The 19393-nt window shown below is 70.5% G+C and carries 21 protein-coding genes; 19 read left to right on the top strand and 2 right to left on the bottom strand.

The genetic code is table 11. The annotated features are described in order from the left end of the window. Nucleotides 1-41 precede the first annotated feature (41 nt). The 4 genes from ACIODU_RS27025 (at nucleotide 42) to ACIODU_RS27010 (ending at nucleotide 3880) form a co-directional block, all read left to right on the top strand. Complete coding sequence (locus ACIODU_RS27025; RefSeq protein WP_401770563.1) at nucleotides 42-1112, top strand: sugar kinase; 1071 nt, start codon at nucleotides 42-44, stop codon at nucleotides 1110-1112. Next, on the top strand, nucleotides 1109-1873 hold the full coding sequence (locus ACIODU_RS27020; protein WP_401770499.1) for an IclR family transcriptional regulator: 765 nt from the start codon (nucleotides 1109-1111) through the stop codon (nucleotides 1871-1873). The genes ACIODU_RS27025 and ACIODU_RS27020 overlap by 4 nt, the downstream gene beginning before the upstream one ends. After that, nucleotides 1870-2298, top strand: coding sequence for a RidA family protein (locus ACIODU_RS27015; protein WP_401770496.1), 429 nt, complete (start codon nucleotides 1870-1872; stop codon nucleotides 2296-2298). Before ACIODU_RS27020 ends, ACIODU_RS27015 begins: the two co-directional genes overlap by 4 nt. Nucleotides 2299-2407: 109 nt before the next feature. Further along, the gene (locus ACIODU_RS27010; protein ID WP_401770493.1) at nucleotides 2408-3880 is read left to right on the top strand and encodes a GntP family permease; all 1473 of its coding nucleotides are present in this window, start codon (nucleotides 2408-2410) and stop codon (nucleotides 3878-3880) included. Here ACIODU_RS27010 and ACIODU_RS27005 read toward each other — a convergent pair. Continuing rightward, complete coding sequence (locus tag ACIODU_RS27005; RefSeq protein WP_356428006.1) at nucleotides 3877-4017, bottom strand: hypothetical protein; 141 nt, start codon at nucleotides 4015-4017, stop codon at nucleotides 3877-3879. The two genes, ACIODU_RS27010 and ACIODU_RS27005, sit on opposite strands and share 4 nt — an antisense overlap. Between ACIODU_RS27005 and ACIODU_RS27000 the strand changes: the two genes are divergently transcribed. Beyond that, entirely contained in the window at nucleotides 4016-5377 is a 1362-nt protein-coding gene (locus ACIODU_RS27000) for an Nramp family divalent metal transporter (protein WP_401770490.1), read from the top strand. The genes ACIODU_RS27005 and ACIODU_RS27000 overlap by 2 nt on opposite strands. 135 nt (nucleotides 5378-5512) lie before the next feature. Here the strand turns inward: ACIODU_RS27000 and ACIODU_RS26995 are convergent, their stop codons facing one another. Continuing rightward, nucleotides 5513-7237, bottom strand: coding sequence for a chitinase (locus tag ACIODU_RS26995; protein WP_401770487.1), 1725 nt, complete (start codon nucleotides 7235-7237; stop codon nucleotides 5513-5515). A 336-nt stretch (nucleotides 7238-7573) separates the two neighbouring features. On the opposite strand from ACIODU_RS26995, the gene ACIODU_RS26990 reads away from it, so the two are divergent. From ACIODU_RS26990 to ACIODU_RS26925, 14 genes are all read left to right on the top strand, one after another. Continuing rightward, on the top strand, nucleotides 7574-8452 hold the full coding sequence (locus ACIODU_RS26990) for a hypothetical protein (RefSeq protein ID WP_401770483.1): 879 nt from the start codon (nucleotides 7574-7576) through the stop codon (nucleotides 8450-8452). Nucleotides 8453-8542: 90 nt separating this feature from the next. Then, a complete protein-coding gene (gene cpaB, locus ACIODU_RS26985) occupies nucleotides 8543-9253 on the top strand; it encodes a Flp pilus assembly protein CpaB (RefSeq protein WP_356427995.1) in 711 nt (236 codons plus the stop codon). Nucleotides 9254-9260: 7 nt separating this feature from the next. Continuing rightward, the gene (locus ACIODU_RS26980) at nucleotides 9261-10562 is read left to right on the top strand and encodes an AAA family ATPase (protein ID WP_356427992.1); all 1302 of its coding nucleotides are present in this window, start codon (nucleotides 9261-9263) and stop codon (nucleotides 10560-10562) included. Between the two features lie 221 nt (nucleotides 10563-10783). Next, nucleotides 10784-11092 carry a pilus assembly protein gene (locus tag ACIODU_RS26975; protein ID WP_401770479.1) on the top strand — a complete coding sequence of 103 codons (309 nt, stop codon included), beginning with the start codon at nucleotides 10784-10786 and terminating at the stop codon, nucleotides 11090-11092. Further along, nucleotides 11089-11442 (top strand): TadE family protein, encoded by a 354-nt coding sequence (locus ACIODU_RS26970; RefSeq protein ID WP_356427986.1) that lies wholly within the window; start codon nucleotides 11089-11091, stop codon nucleotides 11440-11442. Before ACIODU_RS26975 ends, ACIODU_RS26970 begins: the two co-directional genes overlap by 4 nt. 87 nt (nucleotides 11443-11529) lie before the next feature. Beyond that, complete coding sequence (locus ACIODU_RS26965; RefSeq protein WP_356427984.1) at nucleotides 11530-12870, top strand: CpaF family protein; 1341 nt, start codon at nucleotides 11530-11532, stop codon at nucleotides 12868-12870. Nucleotides 12871-12968: 98 nt separating this feature from the next. Next, on the top strand, nucleotides 12969-13910 hold the full coding sequence (locus ACIODU_RS26960) for a type II secretion system F family protein (protein ID WP_356427981.1): 942 nt from the start codon (nucleotides 12969-12971) through the stop codon (nucleotides 13908-13910). 50 nt (nucleotides 13911-13960) lie between these two features. Beyond that, nucleotides 13961-14848, top strand: a complete 888-nt coding sequence (locus ACIODU_RS26955; RefSeq protein WP_356428180.1) for a DUF5936 domain-containing protein — start codon at nucleotides 13961-13963, stop codon at nucleotides 14846-14848. Between the two features lie 55 nt (nucleotides 14849-14903). Next, entirely contained in the window at nucleotides 14904-16184 is a 1281-nt protein-coding gene (locus ACIODU_RS26950; RefSeq protein WP_401770475.1) for a sensor histidine kinase, read from the top strand. 2 nt (nucleotides 16185-16186) lie between these two features. After that, complete coding sequence (locus ACIODU_RS26945; protein WP_401770473.1) at nucleotides 16187-16951, top strand: response regulator; 765 nt, start codon at nucleotides 16187-16189, stop codon at nucleotides 16949-16951. Between the two features lie 210 nt (nucleotides 16952-17161). After that, entirely contained in the window at nucleotides 17162-17395 is a 234-nt protein-coding gene (locus tag ACIODU_RS26940; RefSeq protein ID WP_356427973.1) for a hypothetical protein, read from the top strand. Continuing rightward, on the top strand, nucleotides 17392-18081 hold the full coding sequence (locus ACIODU_RS26935; RefSeq protein WP_401770470.1) for a pilus assembly protein TadG-related protein: 690 nt from the start codon (nucleotides 17392-17394) through the stop codon (nucleotides 18079-18081). The genes ACIODU_RS26940 and ACIODU_RS26935 overlap by 4 nt, the downstream gene beginning before the upstream one ends. A gap of 28 nt (nucleotides 18082-18109) precedes the next feature. Beyond that, nucleotides 18110-18715, top strand: a complete 606-nt coding sequence (locus ACIODU_RS26930; RefSeq protein WP_356427967.1) for a hypothetical protein — start codon at nucleotides 18110-18112, stop codon at nucleotides 18713-18715. Then, nucleotides 18715-19389 (top strand): OmpA family protein, encoded by a 675-nt coding sequence (locus tag ACIODU_RS26925; protein ID WP_401770466.1) that lies wholly within the window; start codon nucleotides 18715-18717, stop codon nucleotides 19387-19389. The genes ACIODU_RS26930 and ACIODU_RS26925 overlap by 1 nt, the downstream gene beginning before the upstream one ends. Nucleotides 19390-19393 lie beyond the last annotated feature (4 nt).

Raw genomic sequence — 19393 nt, 5'->3', positions numbered from 1 at the left:
CCGTGCCCGCGCGCGTGGAGGTCGTCTGTCTCGGTGAGTCCATGGTCACGTTCCTGCCCTCCCGCCCGGGACGCCTCGCCGACGTGCCGTCCTTCGACCGGGCCATCGGCGGCGCCGAGTCGAACGTCGCGTGCGCGCTGGCCGCCGCCGGGCACGCGGTGAAGTGGGTCAGCCGGGTCGGGGCGGACGGCTTCGGCGACCATCTGGTGGGCGCCGTTGGCGCGTACGGCGTCGACACGTCGGGGGTCCGGCGCGACCCGGAGCGTCCCACCGGCATCTACTTCCGTACGGCGACGGACCGTGCGACCGACGCGCACGAGGTCGCGTACTACCGGGCGGGATCCGCCGCCTCCGCGATGTCGCCGGCGACCGTGCCGTACCGCGAGCTGTGGGCGGGGCGGGTCCTGCACCTGTCAGGGATCACCGCTGCGCTCTCCGCCGGCTGCCTGGCGCTGATGCGCGAGCTGACCCGCCGCGGGCCGGGCCGCCCGCTCGTCTCCTTCGACGTCAACCACCGGCCGGGGCTGTGGCGCGACGGCTCGGGCGCGGAGACCCTGCTGGAGCTGGCGCGCGGCGCCGACCTGGTCTTCGTCGGCGAGGACGAGGCGGCGGAGGCGTGGGGGCTGCGGGGCGCGGACGCGATCCGCGCGGCGCTGCCCGAGCCGCGGACGCTGGTGGTCAAGCGGGGGAGCGCGGGGGCGACGGTGCTGACGCGGGAGGGGGAGGAGGGGGCGCGGGACGGCGGGTACGGCACCGGACGTGACGCGGGGGACGGCACCGCGCCGGACCCGGGACGTGCCACACCCACCACCCCCGACACCGTCACCGACATGCCCGCCCTCCACGTCGACGTCGTCGCGCCCGTCGGCGCCGGGGACGCCTTCGCCGCCGGCTTCCTCTCCGCGACCCTCCGCGGCCTGCCCGCCGCCACCCGCCTCCGCCACGGCCACCTCATGGCCGCCGCCACCCTCACCGTCCCCGGCGACCTCGGCACCCCGCCCGCCCGGGCCGACGCCGACCGCCTCGCGGGCCTCGACGCACGCGCCTGGGAGAGACTTCGTCTCGGCCCCGGCTGGACGGCGGCCATCGAGCAGGAGGTACGTACCCGATGAGCCAGACCGTCGACCGCGCGCTGAGCATCCTTCCCCTGCTCGCCCAGGGGCCCGCCGACCTCGGACAGGTCGCCGAGCGCCTCGACGTGCACAAGTCCACCGCGCTGCGGCTGCTCCGTACCCTCCACGAGCACGGGCTCGTCTACCGCCAGCAGGACAACCGCTACCGCCTCGGCGCCCGCCTCTTCGCGCTCGCCCAGGAGGCCGTGGAGAACCTGGACGTACGGGAGATCGCCCACCCCCACCTCGTCCAGCTCAACGAACAGGTCGGCCACACCGTCCACTTGGCGGTGCACGAGGAGAACGAGGTCCTCTACATCGACAAGGTGGAGAGCCGCTACCCGGTCCGGATGTACTCCAGGATCGGCAAACCGGTCGCCATCACGGTCGCCGCCGTCGCCAAGCTGCTCCTCGCCGACCTCCCCGAGGCCGAGCGCCGCGCCCTCGCCGAGCGGCTCGACTTCCCCCTGTACACGCCCCGTTCGATCCCCAACGCCACCGCGTTCCTGCGGGAGTTGGCCACCGTACGCGAACAGGGCTGGGCCACCGACCTCGGCGGCCACGAGGAGTCCATCAACTGCATCGGCGCCCCGATCCGGGGTACGGACGGCAGGGCGGTCGCCGCCATGTCGGTCTCCGCGCCGAACGTCGTCGTCACGGCCGAGGAACTCCTCACCCTGCTCCCGCTGTTGCGCCGCACCGCCGACGCGATCAGCCGGGAGTACTCCGGCACCACCCACTCCAAGGAAGCACGCACATGAGCGAGAACACGCCCCAGCTCCCGAAGACCGCGCTGACCCCCGCCACACACACCGCGCCGCCGGCGAAGTTCTCGCACGGCGTCCGCAAGGGCAACATCCTCCAGGTCGCCGGCCAGGTCGGCTTCCTCCCGGCGGTGGACGGCAAGCCGCCGGTCCCGGCGGGCCCGACCCTGCGCGAGCAGACGATCCAGACCTTCGCCAACGTCAAGGCGATCCTGGAGGAGGGCGGGGCGAGCTGGGACGACGTCATGATGGTGCGCGTCTACCTCACCGACGTCGACCACTTCGCCGAGATGAACGCGATCTACAACCAGTACTTCGAGGAGCAGGGCCTCAAGGAGGCCGCCGCCGCCCGTACGACGGTCTATGTCGGCCTGCCCAAGGGGCTGTTGATCGAGATCGACGCGCTGGCCGTCCTCGGTTGAGCCCTTCCGCCTTACCTTCCCCTGTCCGGTACGGCGCCCTCACCTCCGTCCGAGGAGGCGCCGCACCGCGATCCCCCCTGCCCAAAATGCCCAGAACACGAGGTCCCCCATGCTGCTCGCTGCCGACGCACCCCCTGAAACCCCGCCCCACACCGGGGGTTTCCTCCTCATACTCGGCGGTACCGGCGGGCTGCTCACCGTCGCCGCCCTCGGTATCGCACTCCTCCTCTTCCTGATCATCAAGGTCAGGATCCAGCCCTTCGTCGCCCTGCTCGGCGTCTCCATAGCCGTCGGCCTCGCCGCCGGGCTCTCCGTCACCGAACTCTTCGGCACGGTCCAGCGGTCCACCTCCGTCTCGATGATCGAGTCGGGCATGGGCGGCATCCTCGGCCACGTCGCGATCATCATCGGCCTCGGTACGATGCTCGGCGCGATCCTCGAAGTGTCCGGCGGCGCCGAGGTGTTGAGCGCCCGGCTGCTCAACCTCTTCGGTGAGAAGCGCGCACCGCTCGCCATGGGCGTCACCGGTGTCATCTTCGGCATCCCGGTCTTCTTCGACGTCGGCATCTTCGTCCTCGCGCCGATCGTGTACGCGGCCACCAAGCGCTCCGGCAAGTCGATCGTCCTGTACGCGATGCCGCTGCTCGCCGGTCTCTCCATGACCCACGCGTTCCTGCCCCCGCACCCGGGCCCCGTCGCCGCCGCCGGACTCTTCCACGTGGACCTGGGCTGGATGATCCTGATGGGCGCGCTCGTCGGGATCCCCGCCGTCCTCGCCGCCTGGGTGTACGCGGCCTGGATCGGCAAGCGCCTCTTCGTCGAGGTCCCGCAGGACATGCTGGAGGCCGCCGAGGAGGCCAAGGCCGCCGTCGCCGAGGAACAGCGCGCCGCCGGGGTCGCCCCGCAGGAGGCGCCGGTCGGCCTGGGCACGGTCCTGGCGATCATCGGCACGCCGCTGGTCCTGATCCTGCTGGCGACGTTCTCGTCCATCGCGCTGGACCCGTCGACCGGCCGCTCGGTCATCGAGTTCTTCGGCCACCCGTTCGTGGCGCTGACGATCGCGCTGCTGCTCGCGTACTACCTGCTGGGCCTGCGGCGCGGCTGGTCGCGCCAGTCGCTGGAGCGGGTCTCCACCGCGTCCCTCAAGCCGGTCGGCAACATCCTGCTCGTCGTCGGCGCCGGCGGGGTCTTCGGCGCGGTCCTCAAGGGCAGCGGCATCGCGGACGCCCTCGCCGACACCTTCCACGACGTGGGCCTGCCGGTCATCCTGCTGGCCTGGCTGATCTCGGTCGTGCTGCGTGTCGCGCAGGGGTCCGCGACCGTCGCGATCGTCACCACCGCGGGCATCGTGGTCCCGCTGGTCGAGGGCCAGGACTTCTCGCAGGCGCACCTCGCCCTGATCATCATGGCCATCTCCGCGGGCTCGATCTTCGCCTCGCACGTCAACGACGGCGGGTTCTGGATGGTGGCGAAGTACTTCGGCATCTCGGAGCGCGACACCCTGAAGTCGTGGACGGTCCTGGAGACGGTCCTGTCGGTGGCGGGCTTCGTGGTGGCGGCGCTGCTGAGCCTGGTGATCTAGAAGAGTCCGTGCGAGACGAATCCGTACCGCTCGAACCGCTGCCCGTGGCGCCGCACGCCCTCTTGCGCGATCACCGCCCGCCCCGCTTTCGTGACGTGGGTCACGTACGGGGACGAGAGCGGAGGCGCGAGACGCATGGCAGGCACCACGGACAGCGGCACGGGCGAGTACAGCGGTACGGACGGGACCGTCCCCGCCCGGCCGGGGACAGCACGGTCGGGCGCCCCCACCTCCGGCCCCCGCAGGTCCAGTTGGCGGTACATCGGCCCCGGGATCGTCGTCGCCGCGACCGGCGTCGGCGCGGGGGACCTGGTCGCGACGCTGATCGCGGGCAGCCAGTTCGGGTACACCCTGCTGTGGGCCGCGATCATCGGCTGCGTCGTCAAGATCTCGCTCGCCGAGGCCGCCGGGCGCTGGCATCTCGCCACCGGCACCACCCTCTTCGAGGGCTGGCGCAGCCTCGGCCACTGGACGACGGTCTACTTCGCCGTCTACGTGGTGGTCTGGGGCTTCGTGTACGGCGCGACCGCCATGTCCTCCAGCGCCCTGCCGCTCGTCGCGCTCTTCCCCGAGGGCCCCGGCCTCAAGACCTGGGCGGTCATCACCGGCCTGGTGGGCCTGGTCTTCGTGTGGTTCAACCGGTACGCCGTCTTCGAGAAGGTCATGACGGTGCTGATCGGCATGAAGTTCCTGATTGTCATGTACGTAGCGATCCGGGTCGCCCCCCGCCTCGGCGACGCGTTCGCGGGGCTCGTACCGGTGCTGCCGGACGGCTCGCTGCTCTACACGCTGGGGCTGATCGGCGGGGTCGGCGGCACGATCACGATGGCCGCGTACGGCTACTGGGTCAACGCCAAGGGGTGGACCGACGCGCGCTGGATGCGGGTGATGCGGCTGGACAACCGGGTCGCGTACATCACGACAGGGTTCTTCGTCGTCGCCATGCTCATCATCGGCGCCGAGCTGCTGCACTCCTCGCAGATCGCCCTGACCTCGGGGGACCGCGGGCTGATCGACCTCGGCACGATCCTGGAGGACCGCTTCGGGGCCGTCACCGCGAAGCTCTTCCTGGTGGGCTTCTTCGCCACGTCGTTCGGCGCGCTGATCGGGGTGTGGCACGGGGTGAGCCTGATGTTCGCGGACTTCGTGGACCGCTTCGTCAGGGAGCGCTTCGGGGTCGACACGGAGGACATGGTGGACATGGTCGCCTCCGGACAGCGGGAGCGGTCCTTCATGTTCCGCGCGTACCTGCTGTGGCTGACCTTCCCGCCGATCGGGCTGCTCTTCCTGGACGAGCCCTTCGGGCTGGTCGTGGTGTACGGCGTCCTCGGCGCGTTCTTCATGCCGTTCCTGGCGCTGACCCTGATCTGGCTGCTCAACTCCTCCCGTACGCCCGCCCAGTGGCGCAACGGGGTGCTGAGCAATGTGATGCTCGCGGTCGCGGGGCTGCTGTTCGTCGTGCTGTGCGCGAAGCAGGTGAAGGACCTGCTCTGGTGAGTCCGGGGCCGTGGGGGCCGGGGCCGGGGGGGCCGGGGCCGGACGGGGGGCCGGGACCGGACGCGCGACAGCGCCGTCGGGTGGGGTTCGACGGCGCTGCCGGCCCTGTGGGGGGTCTTCGGTCGTACGGGTCCGCTACGGGAGGGAGTGGACCTTCGGGCCGACGGCGTTCGACCAGGCGTTGCCCGCCGTCGCGTCCCAGTTGGTGGACCACGTCATCGCGCCACGCAGGCCCGGGTAGGTCTTCGACGGCTTGAACGAACCGCAGTTGGTGCCCCGGGTGAGGCAGTCCAGCGCGTTGTTCACGATCGTCGGGGAGACGTAACCGCTGCCCGCGCCCCGCGTGGAGGCGGGGACGCCGATGCCGACCTGGGCCGGGGCGAGGCCGCCTTCGAGCTGGATGCAGGCGAGCGCGGTGAGGAAGTCCACCGAGCCCTGCGAGTAGACCTTGCCGTCGCAGCCGAGCATCGAACCGCTGTTGTAGTACTGCATGTTGACGACGGTGAGGATGTCCTTCACGGCCAGCGCGGTCTTGAAGTACTCGCCGCCCGTGCTCTGCATGTCGATCGTCTGCGGCGCCATGGTGAGGACCATGTTCGGACCGGCCTTCGCGGCCAGCTGGTGCAGGGCGCTGCTCATGTACGTGGAGTTGAGGCCGTTCTCCAGGTCGATGTCGACCCCGTTGAAGCCGTACTCCTGCATCAGCGCGTAGGCGCTGTTGGCGAACGCCGTCGCGGAGGCGGCGTTGTTGATGGAGATGGTGCCCTTCTCGCCGCCGATCGAGAGGATGACCGACTTGCCGGCGGCCTTCTTCGCGGCGATGTCCGACTTGAACTCGGCGGCCGAGCCGTAGCCGACGGCCGGGTCCAGGTTGAAGGTGATCTGGCCGGGGGTGGCGGTCGCGTCGGCGAACGACACGGCGATGATGTCGTACTGCGACTGGACGTCACGGAGCTTCTGGACGGCCGCGCCGTTGTTGAAGTTCTGCCAGTAGCCGGTCAGGGCGTGCTTGGGCACGGTCGGGTTGGTGCCGCCGCCGCCCCCGCCGCCGCCGGTCGCCGAGGTGGTCGCGTTGACCGCGGCCGACTTGGGGCCCTCGCCGGCCGCGTTGGTCGCGGACACCTGGAACGCGTACGAGGTGCTGGCCGCCAGGCCCGTCACGGTCGCGGACGGGGAGGTCGACGACTGGACCTTCGTACCGTTGCGGTAGATGTTGTAGCCGGTGGCGTTGGACACCCCGCCCCAGTTCAGGGTCACGGACGACGAGGTCACCGAGCCGGCCGAGAGGCCCGCGGGCGAGCCGGGGATCGTCGGGCCGGGGTCGCTGCCACCGCCGCCGTCGGGGCCGAAGACGGAGACGTCGTCGGCGAAGTAGGCGGGGGTGCCGTACCAGCCGTGGGTGTAGACGGTCACGGACCTGGTCGAGGCGCCCGTCCTGAAGCTGGTGGTGAGCTGCTTCCACGAGGTGCTGTCCGGCGTCCAGGTCGACACGTCGGTCGTGCCGGTCCCCTCGGCCCCCAGGTAGGCGAGCCCGCCCTGCACCCAGGCGCTCAGCGTGTAGGTCGAGTTGGGCTGTACGGCGACGACCTGCGAGCACTTGGCGTTGTCCTGGCCGCCGGGCGTGCCCTTCAGGGCCGCCGCACCGCCGTGGACGGGCGAGCCGACCGTGGAGCCGCTGCCGGCGGAACAGGTCCAACTCCCGAGCCCGGACTCGAATCCCGCGTTCTTCGCCACGTTGATGTCGGCGGCCTGCGCGGTCCCGGCGAGCCCGGTGACACTCAGCGCTCCGGCGGCCGCGACGGCCACCGCCCCGCCGATCCATGTTCTGACGCGTCCTCTGGAGCCTGGTGCACGTTCCACTTGCTGCCTCCGCTGGGGGATCGGGGATGGAGGTACGTAAAGAGTGAGAGGAACGGTGGCCACCGTTGGACGTAGAAACTGGTCCAGACCAATCAAGTTGTCAAGACCTCTGGCAGAAGGTCGTATACGGGAGCGCTCCCGACCGGCCCGGATGACGCCCGCGGGGCTGCTTCGCCCGATTTTGTAGCTGCCCGTCATGTGACGGCCACTGCCCGGGTATCCGAAAGGTGTTCTCTGCACCGTAAGACGTGGATAAAGTGCTGGGGCAGGAGAACGGAGCAGGAGAGATCTGCGGTCGCCGGGGCTCCGGCGTCCCGGGCTGAACGGGGAACCAACGTGCCGACCGCGATCGCTGTCACCAGCCCCGATCTGGTGCTGCCGCCGACCGACCAGCAGACGCCCACCGCGACCCTGCTCCAGCCGCCCGACGCCCAGCCGTTGGGCGACGCGCTGGCCGACATGCAGGTGCTCGTCGAGCAGTACGGGTATGTCGTCGCCGTCTATCCCGCGACCATTCCCACCCCGCACGAACGGCGGCTGCACACCGTCCGCAACCTCCTGGAGAGCGACCGGATCGCGCTCCTCAAGGTGGACCTGCCGCCGCTCGCGGTGGCCGTCCTGGTGCGCCAGCTGCGGCAGTTGTCCCTCTGCGACTTCCACCCGGGGATCATCGCCTCCGCCGCCCGGCTGCTCTCCCACTACATCCACGCGGGCGCCCTGCTGAATTCGGTCGCCCGGCTCGACCGGGTCCCGGTGAGCCTCAAGACGCACGCCAAGTCCTGGGTTCCCGGGGCGCAGTTCGGCGTGCTCGCCAACCCCGCGCCCCAGCTGGTCAAGATCGGGTCCGGTGAATTGGACGGACCGGATTTCGCCACCCACCTCGTGGTCGCGCCGGGGTCCTTGCAGTCCGACTGGGTGACGGAGACCCTGGCACCCGCCTGGCGCGTCCAGGGCATCCAGGAGTGCGCGCTGCCGGCGCAATCCCCGGCCTGGTGGGGAACGGCGAAGATGATCGAATTCGCCGCGTTCCTGCCGGACATCTCCGTGCTCTACCAACTGGTCGCCTCGGTCCGCCGCGAGGTGTGCGGCTGGTGCGGCTCCGAACTCATAGGGGACCGCTGCGGGTTCTGCTCCGCGCGCCTCGGTCCGCCCGAGACCCGCGGCCGCGCCAGCGGTGTCCTGACCAGGGGAAGCCCCACGCGCCAAGGGGCGTAGCCCGCCCGCCGGACCCCGGCGACCTCCCCGTACCCGCTCCGATCTGTCACGCTTCCCTGACCCACGTCTTCGAACGAGGTTGCCCCTCCCATGAATGCACGGCAACGCCGCGGCGTCATACTCCTTCTCCTCTCGGTCCTCTGCGCCGTCGCGGCCTTTGCCGGGGTGCTCTCGGTGATACGGGACGTGAATTCGAAGGTCGGCCCCGAGGTCGCCGCGTACCGGCTGAAAGCGGATGTGGCGCCCTATACGCCGCTCCAGAGCGGGCAGTTCGAGAAGATCGAGATGCCGGAACGCTGGCTGTCCGAGAACGCGGTGACCGACCTCTCCGTACTCAACGGAAAGATCGCCGTCACCACCCTGAAAAAGGGATCCCTGCTCCAGGACGACATGATCGTCAAACGCCCCGAACTCGCGGGGGACGAGCAGGAGATCGCCATCATGATCGACGCGGAGACCGGTGTCGCGGGCAAGATCAGGCCGGGCGATCTGGTCAACATCTTCGCGACCTTCCCCGGCGACAACGACGGCGCCACGGCGCAGTCCCGGATCATCGTCCCCAACGCCAGGGTCCTCGACGTCGGAAAGCTCACCGCCCTCGAGGCCAAGGAGAGCGACCGGACCCGCACCGGACTCCAGCAGGCCGTCCCCATCACGTTCGCGCTGAAGACCAAGGACGCCCAACGGGTCGCGTACGCCGAGTCCTTCGCGGACCACGTGCGACTCGCCCTCCTCCCCGACGGCAATCCGACAACGCTGCGCCCCGGGGAGAGCACCTACACGCTCGAAGGGGACAAGTGAGGGACGCATGACCACCCGAATCCTTCCGGTCGTCGGTGACGCCGACGCCGCCCGGTCCATCACCACCCTGCTCAGCCAGCTCCCCGACGCGGAACCGGCCGCGCCGGTCGGCGACTCGACGTCGCTGATCGACACCCTGGCCCGGCTGGCCGCCGAGTCGATCGACGAGCTGCCGGAAGTGGTCCTGGTCCACGAGCGGATCGGACCGGTGCCCGCGCTCGAACTCATCCGGGAAGTGGCCCTGCGCTTCCCGGCCGTCGGCGTCGTCCTGGTTACTTCCGACGCCAGCCCCATGCTCTTCTCGGCCGCCATGGACTCCGGCGCCCGGGGCCTGGTCGGACTGCCGCTGTCGTACGAGGAGTTGGCGCAGCGTGTCCAGGCCGCCGCCGGGTGGTCCGTGGGGGTACGGCGCCATCTCGGCCAGGGCGCCGAGGTGTTCAGCGGCCCCGGCGGGATCGTGGTCACGGTCAGCGGGGCGAAGGGCGGCGTCGGGACGACCCTCACCGCCGTACAACTCGCCCTGGCGGCACGGGCGTCGGGCATGACCACGGCCCTCGCCGACCTGGACCTCCAGGCCGGCGACGTGGCCTCGTACCTCGATGTGCAGTTCCGCCGCTCGATCGTGGACCTCGCCACCATCCAGGACATATCGCCCCGGGTCCTCCAGGACGCCGTCTTCATCCACCACACGGGCATCGGCCTGCTGCTGGCGCCGGGGGAGGGAGAGCGGGGCGAGGAGGTCAACGAGCGGTCCGTACGGCAGATCGTCAGCGCGCTGCGCCACCGCTACGACGTCGTGGTCATCGACTGCGGCACGCAGATGAACAGCGCGAACGCGGCGGCGATCGAGATGGCCGACACCACCCTGCTGCTGACCACCCCGGACGTGGTGTCCGTGCGGGCGACCAAGCGCATGGTGCGGCTGTGGGACCGGCTCCAGATCCGCAAGGCGGAGGAGACCGTGACGGTCGTCAACCGCCACTCGAAGAACACCGAGATCCAGCCGCAGCTGATCGAGCGGATCACCGGCACCCGGGTCTCCCGGTCGGCGATCCCCGCGAACTTCAAGGAACTCCAGGCGGTCGTGGACGCGGGCCGGTTGCAGGATCTGGAGGCCAAGTCCACCGTGAAACAGGCGATCTGGGGCCTGGCGGGCGAACTGGGCCTGGTGAAGGCCCAGGAGGGCGAGCGGAAGCACGGCAAACCGGGCAGGACGAGGACCAGGAACAGGGCAGAGCGGGACCGGGTCGGGAATCCCGGACCGAGCGCGATCGGAGCGAGACGGGTGAGAGGGCAGATCGAGCCATGAACCGTCCTGGGACACCTACGGGGATACGTACGCGGTACGGAGAAGCGCGGTACGGAGAAGCGCGGCGCGGTGACACGTGGTCCGGTGACACGTGCTCCTGTGACACGTGTGACGGACGCACGTGTGACGGAGACCGGCCGTCCGGCGGCTCGTCGTACGCGGAGAGGGTCGGCGCGCGGCTGCGCGAGGACCGGGGCCAGGCGGCCTTCGAGTTCACCGGCATGATCCCGATCATCCTCGGCACCCTGGTGCTGCTCTGGCAGGCGGCACTGATCGGCTACACCTTCTCGCTCGCCGGCAACGCGGCCGACAAGGCCGCGCGGGCGGCGGCGGTGGGCGAGCCGTGCGGCGCCGCCGCGGCGGAGGATCTGCCCGGCGCCTGGAGCATGGGCGCGGTCGACTGCGGCGGGGGCGACGGCGATCTGGTGACCGTCGACATCGGCCTCAACACACCCGTGCTCTTCCCCGGCTTCAACATCCCGGTCAACATCACGGCCCACGGGTCCGCCCTGAGGGAGACCACGCCATGAGCGCGCGGAAGGACCGGGAGAAGGGCCAGGCGGCCCTCGAATTCGCCGGCGTGATCACGCTGCTGCTCATCGTCGGGCTCTCCGCCGTCCAACTGGGCCTGGCGGCCTACGCCGTACAGCAGGCGGGGACGGCGGCGCGGGCGGCGGCCCGTACGGCCTCGTACCGGCAGGCGGACGTGGACCCCAAGGCGGCGGGGGAGGCGGCCGTCAGCGGCTGGCTCGACCCCGGCATCAGCGTGGCGGACGGCGGGGAAGCGGTGACGGCCACCGCCACCGTCCCCGTACCGTCCGTCCTGCCGCTCTTCCAGTTCGGCCCCGCGGTCAGGAGCGCGACGATGCCCAAGGACTGACCGCCGTGCCCGTACCCCGGCCACGACCTGCAATGAGCGCCATCCGGCACATCGGCAACACATGAGCGAAACGTGGGAGTTGAGGACATGAGCCTGCGGGCACGCATCAACAGCCCCGAGCCGTCCAACGGGCACGGCGAGGAGAGCTTGCTCGTCGGGGTCTACCGCGCGAAACTCCTCGAAGAGATCGACCTCGCGGAGATGTCCGCGCTGGCCGCGGCGGAACGCCGGGCCCGCCTGGAGCGCGTCCTCGGCCACATCATCAGCCGGGAGGGCCCGGTCCTCTCCACCGTCGAGCGCTCCCAGCTCATCCGCCGCGTCGTGGACGAGGCCCTGGGCCTCGGCATCCTGGAGCCGCTGCTGGAGGACGCGTCCATCAGCGAGATCATGGTCAACGGCGCCGACCAGGTCTTCGTCGAGCGCGGGGGCCGGCTGGAGATGCTGCCCCTGCGCTTCGCGTCGAACGAGCAGCTGATGCAGACCATCGAACGCATCGTGTCGACCGTCAACCGCCGCGTGGACGAGGCCAATCCGATGGTCGACGCCCGGCTCCCGTCGGGCGAGCGCGTCAACGTCATCATTCCGCCGCTGTCCCTGACCGGTCCGATCCTCACCATCCGCCGCTTCCCCCGGGCCTTCACCCTCCAGGAGATGATCGGCCTCGGCTCGCTGGACCAGCAGATGATGCTGCTCCTCGGCGGACTCGTACGCGCCAAGTTCAACGTCATCGTCTCCGGGGCCACCGGCACCGGCAAGACGACCCTCCTCAACTCCCTCTCCGGACTGATCCCCGAGGGCGAGCGCATCGTCACCATCGAGGACTCCGCCGAGCTCCAGCTCCAGCAGTCCCACGTCATCACGCTGGAGAGCCGCCCGTCCAACGTGGAGGGCAAGGGCCAGGTCAGCATCCGCGACCTCGTCCGCAACTCCTTGCGCATGCGGCCCGACCGGATCATCGTCGGTGAGGTACGAGGCGGCGAGACGCTCGACATGCTCCAGGCGATGTCCACCGGTCACGACGGCTCGCTCGCCACCGTCCACGCCAACAACGCGGAGGACGCGCTGATGCGGCTCCAGACCCTGGCCTCCATGTCGGAGACCGGGATCCCGTTCGTGGCGATCAAGGACCAGATCAACAGCGCCGTCGACGTCATCGTCCAGCTGACCCGGCACGCCGACGGCTCCCGCCGCGTCACCGAGATCGCCATCGTCGACTCGCAGGGCAGGGAGGAGTACCGGATCGTCTCCGTGTGCAAGTTCCTCGCCCAGCCCATGGCACCCGACGGCCGGATCTACGGGAAGTTCGCGTACTACCCGCTGCCGCGCCGGGTCGCCGAGCGCCTCTACCTCAAGAGCGAACCGGTGCCGCCGGCCTTCGGAGTCGCCCGTACGGAAGCGCAGTTGGCGATACGGAGCTCACCGGCCTGACGCGCGTCCGGCAGGCCCCCTCCGCCCCACTCCCCGTCCCGTCCAGGTCCGCGTCCCGCCCAAGCCCCCGTCCCGTCCACCGAGAAGGTCCGTACGCCATGGTCAACCTCCCGCTCCTGACGGTCGGCCTCACCCTGTCCACGGGTGTGCTCGCCGTCGCCGGCGTGCACGTCTACGCGTCGGGCAGGGCCCAACACCGGGCGCTCGTCGACCGCATGACCCAGACGGGCCAGCTCGCGGCGGACACCGGCCGCCGCCGGCGGTTCACCGGAGTCGACCGGCGGCTGCGCGGGACGACCCTGGGCAAGCGCATCGAACGGAAGATCGCCGCCACCGGCCTCGACCTGACCCCCGGCGAGTACACCGTCTACGTGGCGGCCGGCCTGCTCGCCCTCTACTTCGTCGTCGGCGCGGTCTTCGCCCCGTTCTTCGGCTTCCTGGCGGCGCTGGTCGGCCTGTGGGGAGGCAACGCGTTCCTCAACTGGCAGCGGGTGAAACGTACGGAGGCGTTCATCGGCCAACTCCCGGAGCTGACGCGGGTCCTGGCCAACGCGACCCACGCCGGCCTGGCGATGCGCACGGCGCTGGCGATGGCCGCCGAGGAACTCGACAACCCCGCGGGCGAGGAACTGCGCAGGGTCGCCGACCAGCTCAACATCGGCCACTCCCTCGACGACGCGCTGGGCGAACTGGCCGACCGGCTGCCCTCCCGCGAACTGGTCGTCCTCGTCACCACGGTGGTGCTGTCCAGCCGCGCGGGCGGCCAGATCGTCAGCTCCCTGCGCAACCTCACCGAGACGCTGGAGGAGCGCAAGGAGACCCGCAGGGAGGTCACGACCATGCTCGCCCAGGTCAAGGTCACCGCCCTCGCCGTGCCCCTGCTCGGCCTCGGCTTCCTGCTGATGATCAACGCCATGGCGCCGGGCGCCCTGGACAAGATGACCGGCTCGGTGATCGGCCAGATCGGCACGATCGTCGCCTTCGCGATGTACGCCGCCGGCTACCTCCTGATCCGCCGCATGTCCCGCATCCAGGTCTGACCCCGGCCCGGAGCGGAGAGAAAGGACAACTCATGGGATCAGGAACGGGACTGGGGCTCCTGCTCGCCGTCGCGATGGGCGTGGCGGTGTACGGCGTGTTCCACGGCGTCCGCCTCTACCGCGCGGACGCCAAGCTCCCCGGCGATCTGGCGGTGGCCCTGGAGATCGGCGCCACCCGCACGACGGCCGTGGGCTCCGGCATCGACCGCCTCGGCATGCGCTGGGCCCCCACCGTGCTCGGCCTGATGGGCCCCAAGCGGGTCGAAGCCCTGCGCCACCGGCTCGACATGGCGGGCAACCCCGGCGGCATCACCGTCGACCGCTTCGCCGCCCGCCGGGCGGTGTACGGGATCCTCGGCGCGTTCGCCGCCCTCGGGATGGTCGCGCGCGGCCAGACCGTCATCGCGGTGGTCGCCCTCACCTTCGGCCTCGTCTGGCCCGACGTCATCATCCGCGCGCACGTCCGCAGGCGGAAGGCGGACATCGAAAGGACCCTCCCCGACTTCCTCGACGTCCTCGCGGTCGTCGTCTCGGCGGGCCTCGGCTTCCGGCAGGCGCTGGAGCGGGTCGCCGACAGGTACACCGGACCCTGGTCGGACGAACTGCGCATCACCCTGCGGCAGATGGACATGGGCGTCAGCCGCCGCGAGGCCTTCGAGCAGCTGCGCCGGCGCAACGCCTCCGAGCAGGTGTCGATGTTCGTCACCGCCCTCCAGCAGGGCGAGGAGCTGGGCGCGCCCATCGTGGACACGCTCATACAGATCGCCAACGACATGCGCCGTACGGACGCGCAGAACGCGCGCCGCAGCGCCGCCCAGGCGGTGCCGAAGACCACCCTCGTCGTCACGATGGTGATGCTTCCCGCCACCATGATCCTGATCGTCCTGAGCTTCTACTACGGCTCGGGAGTCGACTTCGGAAGTGTCCTCTCGGGCTGACGCGGCGTTGACAGGCAGGACGAGCGACCACCACGAACCCGAAGGGAGGTGACCCGTGACGGCGACCACGGCACCGCACGTCCCGCCGCTCCCGATCCAGGTCAACGCCCTGCAAGCGCTGTGCCGCCAGACCTTCGGCTTCCGGCTCGCGATGATCGCGCTGGCCGCGCCCTTCGCCCTCGACCGCGAGCTGAGCACGCCGGGAACCTGGCTGGTCGGCTCCGCGGTGCTGGTCACCTTCATGGTGTCGTACGTCCTGCTCCGCGACTGGGAGCGCTTCGGACCCGTCCTCCTGCGCCACCCGGCGCTCCTCGCCGCCGACATGTTCTTCGGCGCGCTCCTCCTCGCGACGGCGTCGCCCGACTCGACGCTCGCGTACGTCACCATCTGCACCCCGCTCCTCGCCGGACTGGTGTACGGCTGGCGCGGCGCGGCCCTGTTCGCCGTCCTGCAATCGCTGATCATCGCCGCCGCGTACGCCGTCAACGGTGAGGTGGAGGCGGGCTTCAACGCCCTGTTCCTGCCGGGCCTTTGTGTCATCGCGGGCGCGGTGGGCAGCACGCTGCGCAACCTGGTCCTGGGCTTCGGCATGGCGAGCCAGGCCCTCACCGAGGCCCGCGCGCGGCTCGCCGCGCACGACGCCGTCGAGGGGGAACGCGCCCGCCTGGCCCGGGAGATGCACGACTCGGTGGCCAAGACCCTGCACGGTCTGGCGATGGCGGCGGAGGGCCTCGCGAGCACGGTGGACCGTACGGACCCGCTCACGGTCCGCCGGCAGGCCGAACTGGTCGCCCGCGCGGCCCGGCGCGCTGCGGCGGAGTCACGGGAGCTGCTGGCGGACCTGAGAACGGACCCCGGGCCGTCGCGCCAACCGGCGGCGGCCGTCGACATCCTGGCCGAACTGCGCTTACAGACAACGCGTTTCGCGAGACGGCACGGCGTACGGACGACCTTCCACCGGCTGGGGGACGCGACCGTGCCGTTGCTCCCGCCGGCGGCCGCGCGGCACGCGCTGACGATCGCGTCGGAGGCGATGGACAACGCCCACCGCCACGCGAACCCCGCGGAGATCTCGGTCTCGGCCGGGCTGACGGGTGACGTCCTGCGGATCAGCGTGTACGACGACGGCCGGGGCCTCCCGCCGGACCTCTCCCTCAACTCCCTCGCCCGTACGGGCCACTTCGGCATGGTGGGCATGGTGGAGCGGGCCGCGTCGATCGGGGCCCGTATCCGCATCGGCCGGGGCGCGGCGGCCAACGGCACGGAGGTACGGCTGGAACTCCCGTCCGCCGCCCTGGGGACGACGGACACCGCACCGCCCGTGAGGGGGGACTAGGGATGCCGGCGGAGCACCAGCGAACGACCGGCCCGGCGGGGGAGCCGGAGCCGTCCCGCCCCCTGCGAATCGTGGTCGCGGACGACAACCCGGTGGTACGGGCGGGCCTGGCGGTCCTGCTGTCGGGACGCGACGACATAGAGGTGGTCGCGGAGGCCTCGGACGGCCGGGAGGCCTACGACCAGGCCGTACGCCACCGCCCCGACGTCATCCTGCTGGACGTACGGATGCCGGGCGTGGACGGCCTCGCCGCCCTGCCCCGCCTGGTGCCGCTGGCCCCCGTCCTGATGCTGACGTACAGCCGAGAGAACGAGATCGTGTACGAGGCGCTCAGGCGCGGCGCGGGCGGGTATCTCGTGCACGGTGAGTTCACGGCGGACCAACTGGTGCGGGCGGTGGGGGACATCACGGCGGGACGGGCACATTTCAGCCACTCGGCGGCGGGTGCGCTGCTGGCGAATGTTCGGCGATTCGCGCCACACTCTTTGCATACGCAATCGAATGTGGGACATTCTTCTGGGGGACGCCAGGTGTCACCCGCTGTTCTGTGCGCGGAGTTGAGCCGGCGGGAGGGGGAGATCATGGAGTTGATCGCGTCGGGAATGACCAATCAGCAAATCGCCGCGGCGTGCTTCATCAGCCAGAAGACGGTGAAGAATCACATCAACCGCATCTTCGCCAAGCTGGACGCGCGCAACCGCGGTGAGGCGATCGACCGGTGGCACGGGGTCGTGCCGGGAGGACCCGGAGAGGCCGGGGAGTCATGACCGGCGGCGTCCCGATCGGAACGAAGGCCCCCGTCACCCCTTGCTGGGCCCGGCGTTGGGCCCAAGGACCCATGGCGAGAGGGGCTGCCCCGGCGTACGTTTCTCATGTCACGCGTGAGACCGGCCGGGAGGAAGCCGGTAGCGCGCGCGACCCACACGAAGCGCACGAGCCGGCCGGCACTCGGCCGGCCGACACCGGAGGGGAACGCCATGTCGAACATCCCGCTGAAGGCCGCCACCGCGACAAAAAACTACGTCGGCACCTGGACGAACACGGCGATCACCGCGATGAAGCGGCGCGGCGACAAAGGCCAGGGAGCGGTGGAGTACGTCGGGGTGATCGTGCTGGTGGCGCTGATCATCGCGGCGCTGGTGGGGTCGGGCGTGGCCGGGACCATCGCCAACGGCCTCGCCAAGCAGGTGAACAACATCCTCGGCGGGTGATATCGCGGAGTTCCCGTGAGGCAGGGCAGGCGGCGCCCCTTTACATCATGATGGTGGCGAGCCTGCTCTTTCTCGCGCTCGCGTTCTTCGCGGTCGGGCAGGCCGGTGCCACGCGCAACGGCGCCCAGTCGGGTGCCGACGCCGCGGCATTGGCGGCGGCGCAGGAATCCAGGGATCTGTTCAAGGACGACCTCGTCAAGGATCTTCTGACACCGGGCTTTCTGGACGACGTGTTCAACGGAAATCCCATTGGATCGGCCGAAGGCTGCGCGGCCGCCGGTTACTTCGCCGGCCAGAACGGGTCGGATGTCAGCGGCTGTGCGGCGCTCACCGACGGGAGATGGGGATTCACCGTCGACGTCGTCACCCAGGAGCCGGTGGGAAACACCATCCTGCCCGGCACCGAGAACAAGCACGGCGAGGCGCGGGCCACCGCGGTCGTCGAGCCCCGGTGCAGCTTCGAGGCCGCCGGGGAGCAGGAGAATCCGCCTGGGGAACCGGGAGAGCCCGGAGAATCGGGAGAGCCCGGGGAGCCGGGAGAGGCCGGGGAGGACGACCCCGCCGACGACCCGCCGGCGTCGCCGGGTGACCTTCACTGCGAAGGCGCCATTCTGCACGTCGATCCGGAGCCTGACCTCCTACCGGACATGGCCGACCTGTTTACCGTCCGACTGGCCCAGGACTGACCGCGAGCGACGTTAGGAACGAGCACTCATGAGAATGTGGCATGGAGCGAAGGCGAGCAGGGTCGCGGGGACAACCCTGTCGGCCCTCGCCCTGATGGTGTCCCTCGCGGCGTGTGGCAGCGGGAGCGGAAGCGGCGACGACGGCGAGAAGGGGTCCGAGAGCAAGGCGGCGACCTCGGCGCCCGCCGAGGAGACGCCCACGCCGGAGAGCAGCGGCCCGACCGTGCCCGACACCAGCAAGACGTTGACCACTATCAATGGCACCAATGGCTTTCAGATCGTGATTCATACCGCGGACCGTGACGAAGGCGGATTCCTGACCGTCACCGGCACGATCAGGACCAGCAGTGGCAAGAGCGAGGTCGCCCCGGTCGAGTGGAACGGCCAGGAGCCGCAGGTCCAGCGGACGGGCCGCTCCCTGGCAGGGATGACGCTCGTGGACAAGGCGGAGAAGAAGCGTTACTACGTGCTGCGTGACACCGACGGATTCCCGCTGACCACCACCGGGATCGTGGCGGTCGAGCCCGGCGACGGGGTCGCGTTCTTCGCCCAGTTCCCCGCCCCGCCGGATTCGACGTCGCAGATGGACCTCCAGCTCCCGATGATGCCCACCGCGACGATTGCGATCTCCTGATGCGTGCCCCCCTGCCCCGCGCACGCAGCGGGCACGCTCCCACGCCGTACGCACGCACCCCCCGCCCCCTGACCGCCACCCTCGCCGCCGTCGTCCTCCTCGCCGGCATGCAGTTCACCCTCGCCGCCGGTGCGCGCGCCGATGACGGGCCGAGTGTTCCGCCGGGGACCGGGTCGACCTCGCCGCCGCCCGAGGTGGACGCCGGCGCCGACGGGCTCAGGTTGCGCGACGGGGCCACCCTCGCGCCCGCCAAGGTCCTCGACATCATCTCCATCGTCGAGACCGAGGGCGGCGAGGAACGCCGCGAGGACACCAACGAGAACGTCAAGTTCGCCCTCCAGGCGGAAGTCCTCTTCGGCAAGGACAGCGCCAGGCTGTCCCCCGCCGCCACCTCCCGTATCGCCGCCATCGCCGACGAGATCAAGCAGCAGGGCTCCACCAAGGTCCGCGTCTTCGGCTTCACGGACAACCTCGGTTCGTCCGCACACGGCGACGTGCTCTCCAAGCAGCGCGCCGAGGCGGTACACGGCGTCCTGGACACGGAGTTGGCCTCCGCCGGGATCACGTACGAGATCCGCGGCTACGGCGAGGACTACCCCATCGCGGACAACGGCACGGAAGAAGGCCGCAAGAAGAACCGCCGCGTGGAGGTGTCCTTCCCGCGCAACGACTGACCGG

Origin of the sequence: Streptomyces sp. NPDC088261 (genome assembly GCF_044740805.1) — a bacterium.
GTDB lineage: Bacteria > Actinomycetota > Actinomycetes > Streptomycetales > Streptomycetaceae > Streptomyces.
The sequence above is the reverse complement of the archived record's forward strand: the minus strand, read 5'-3'. Positions and strand labels throughout refer to the sequence as shown.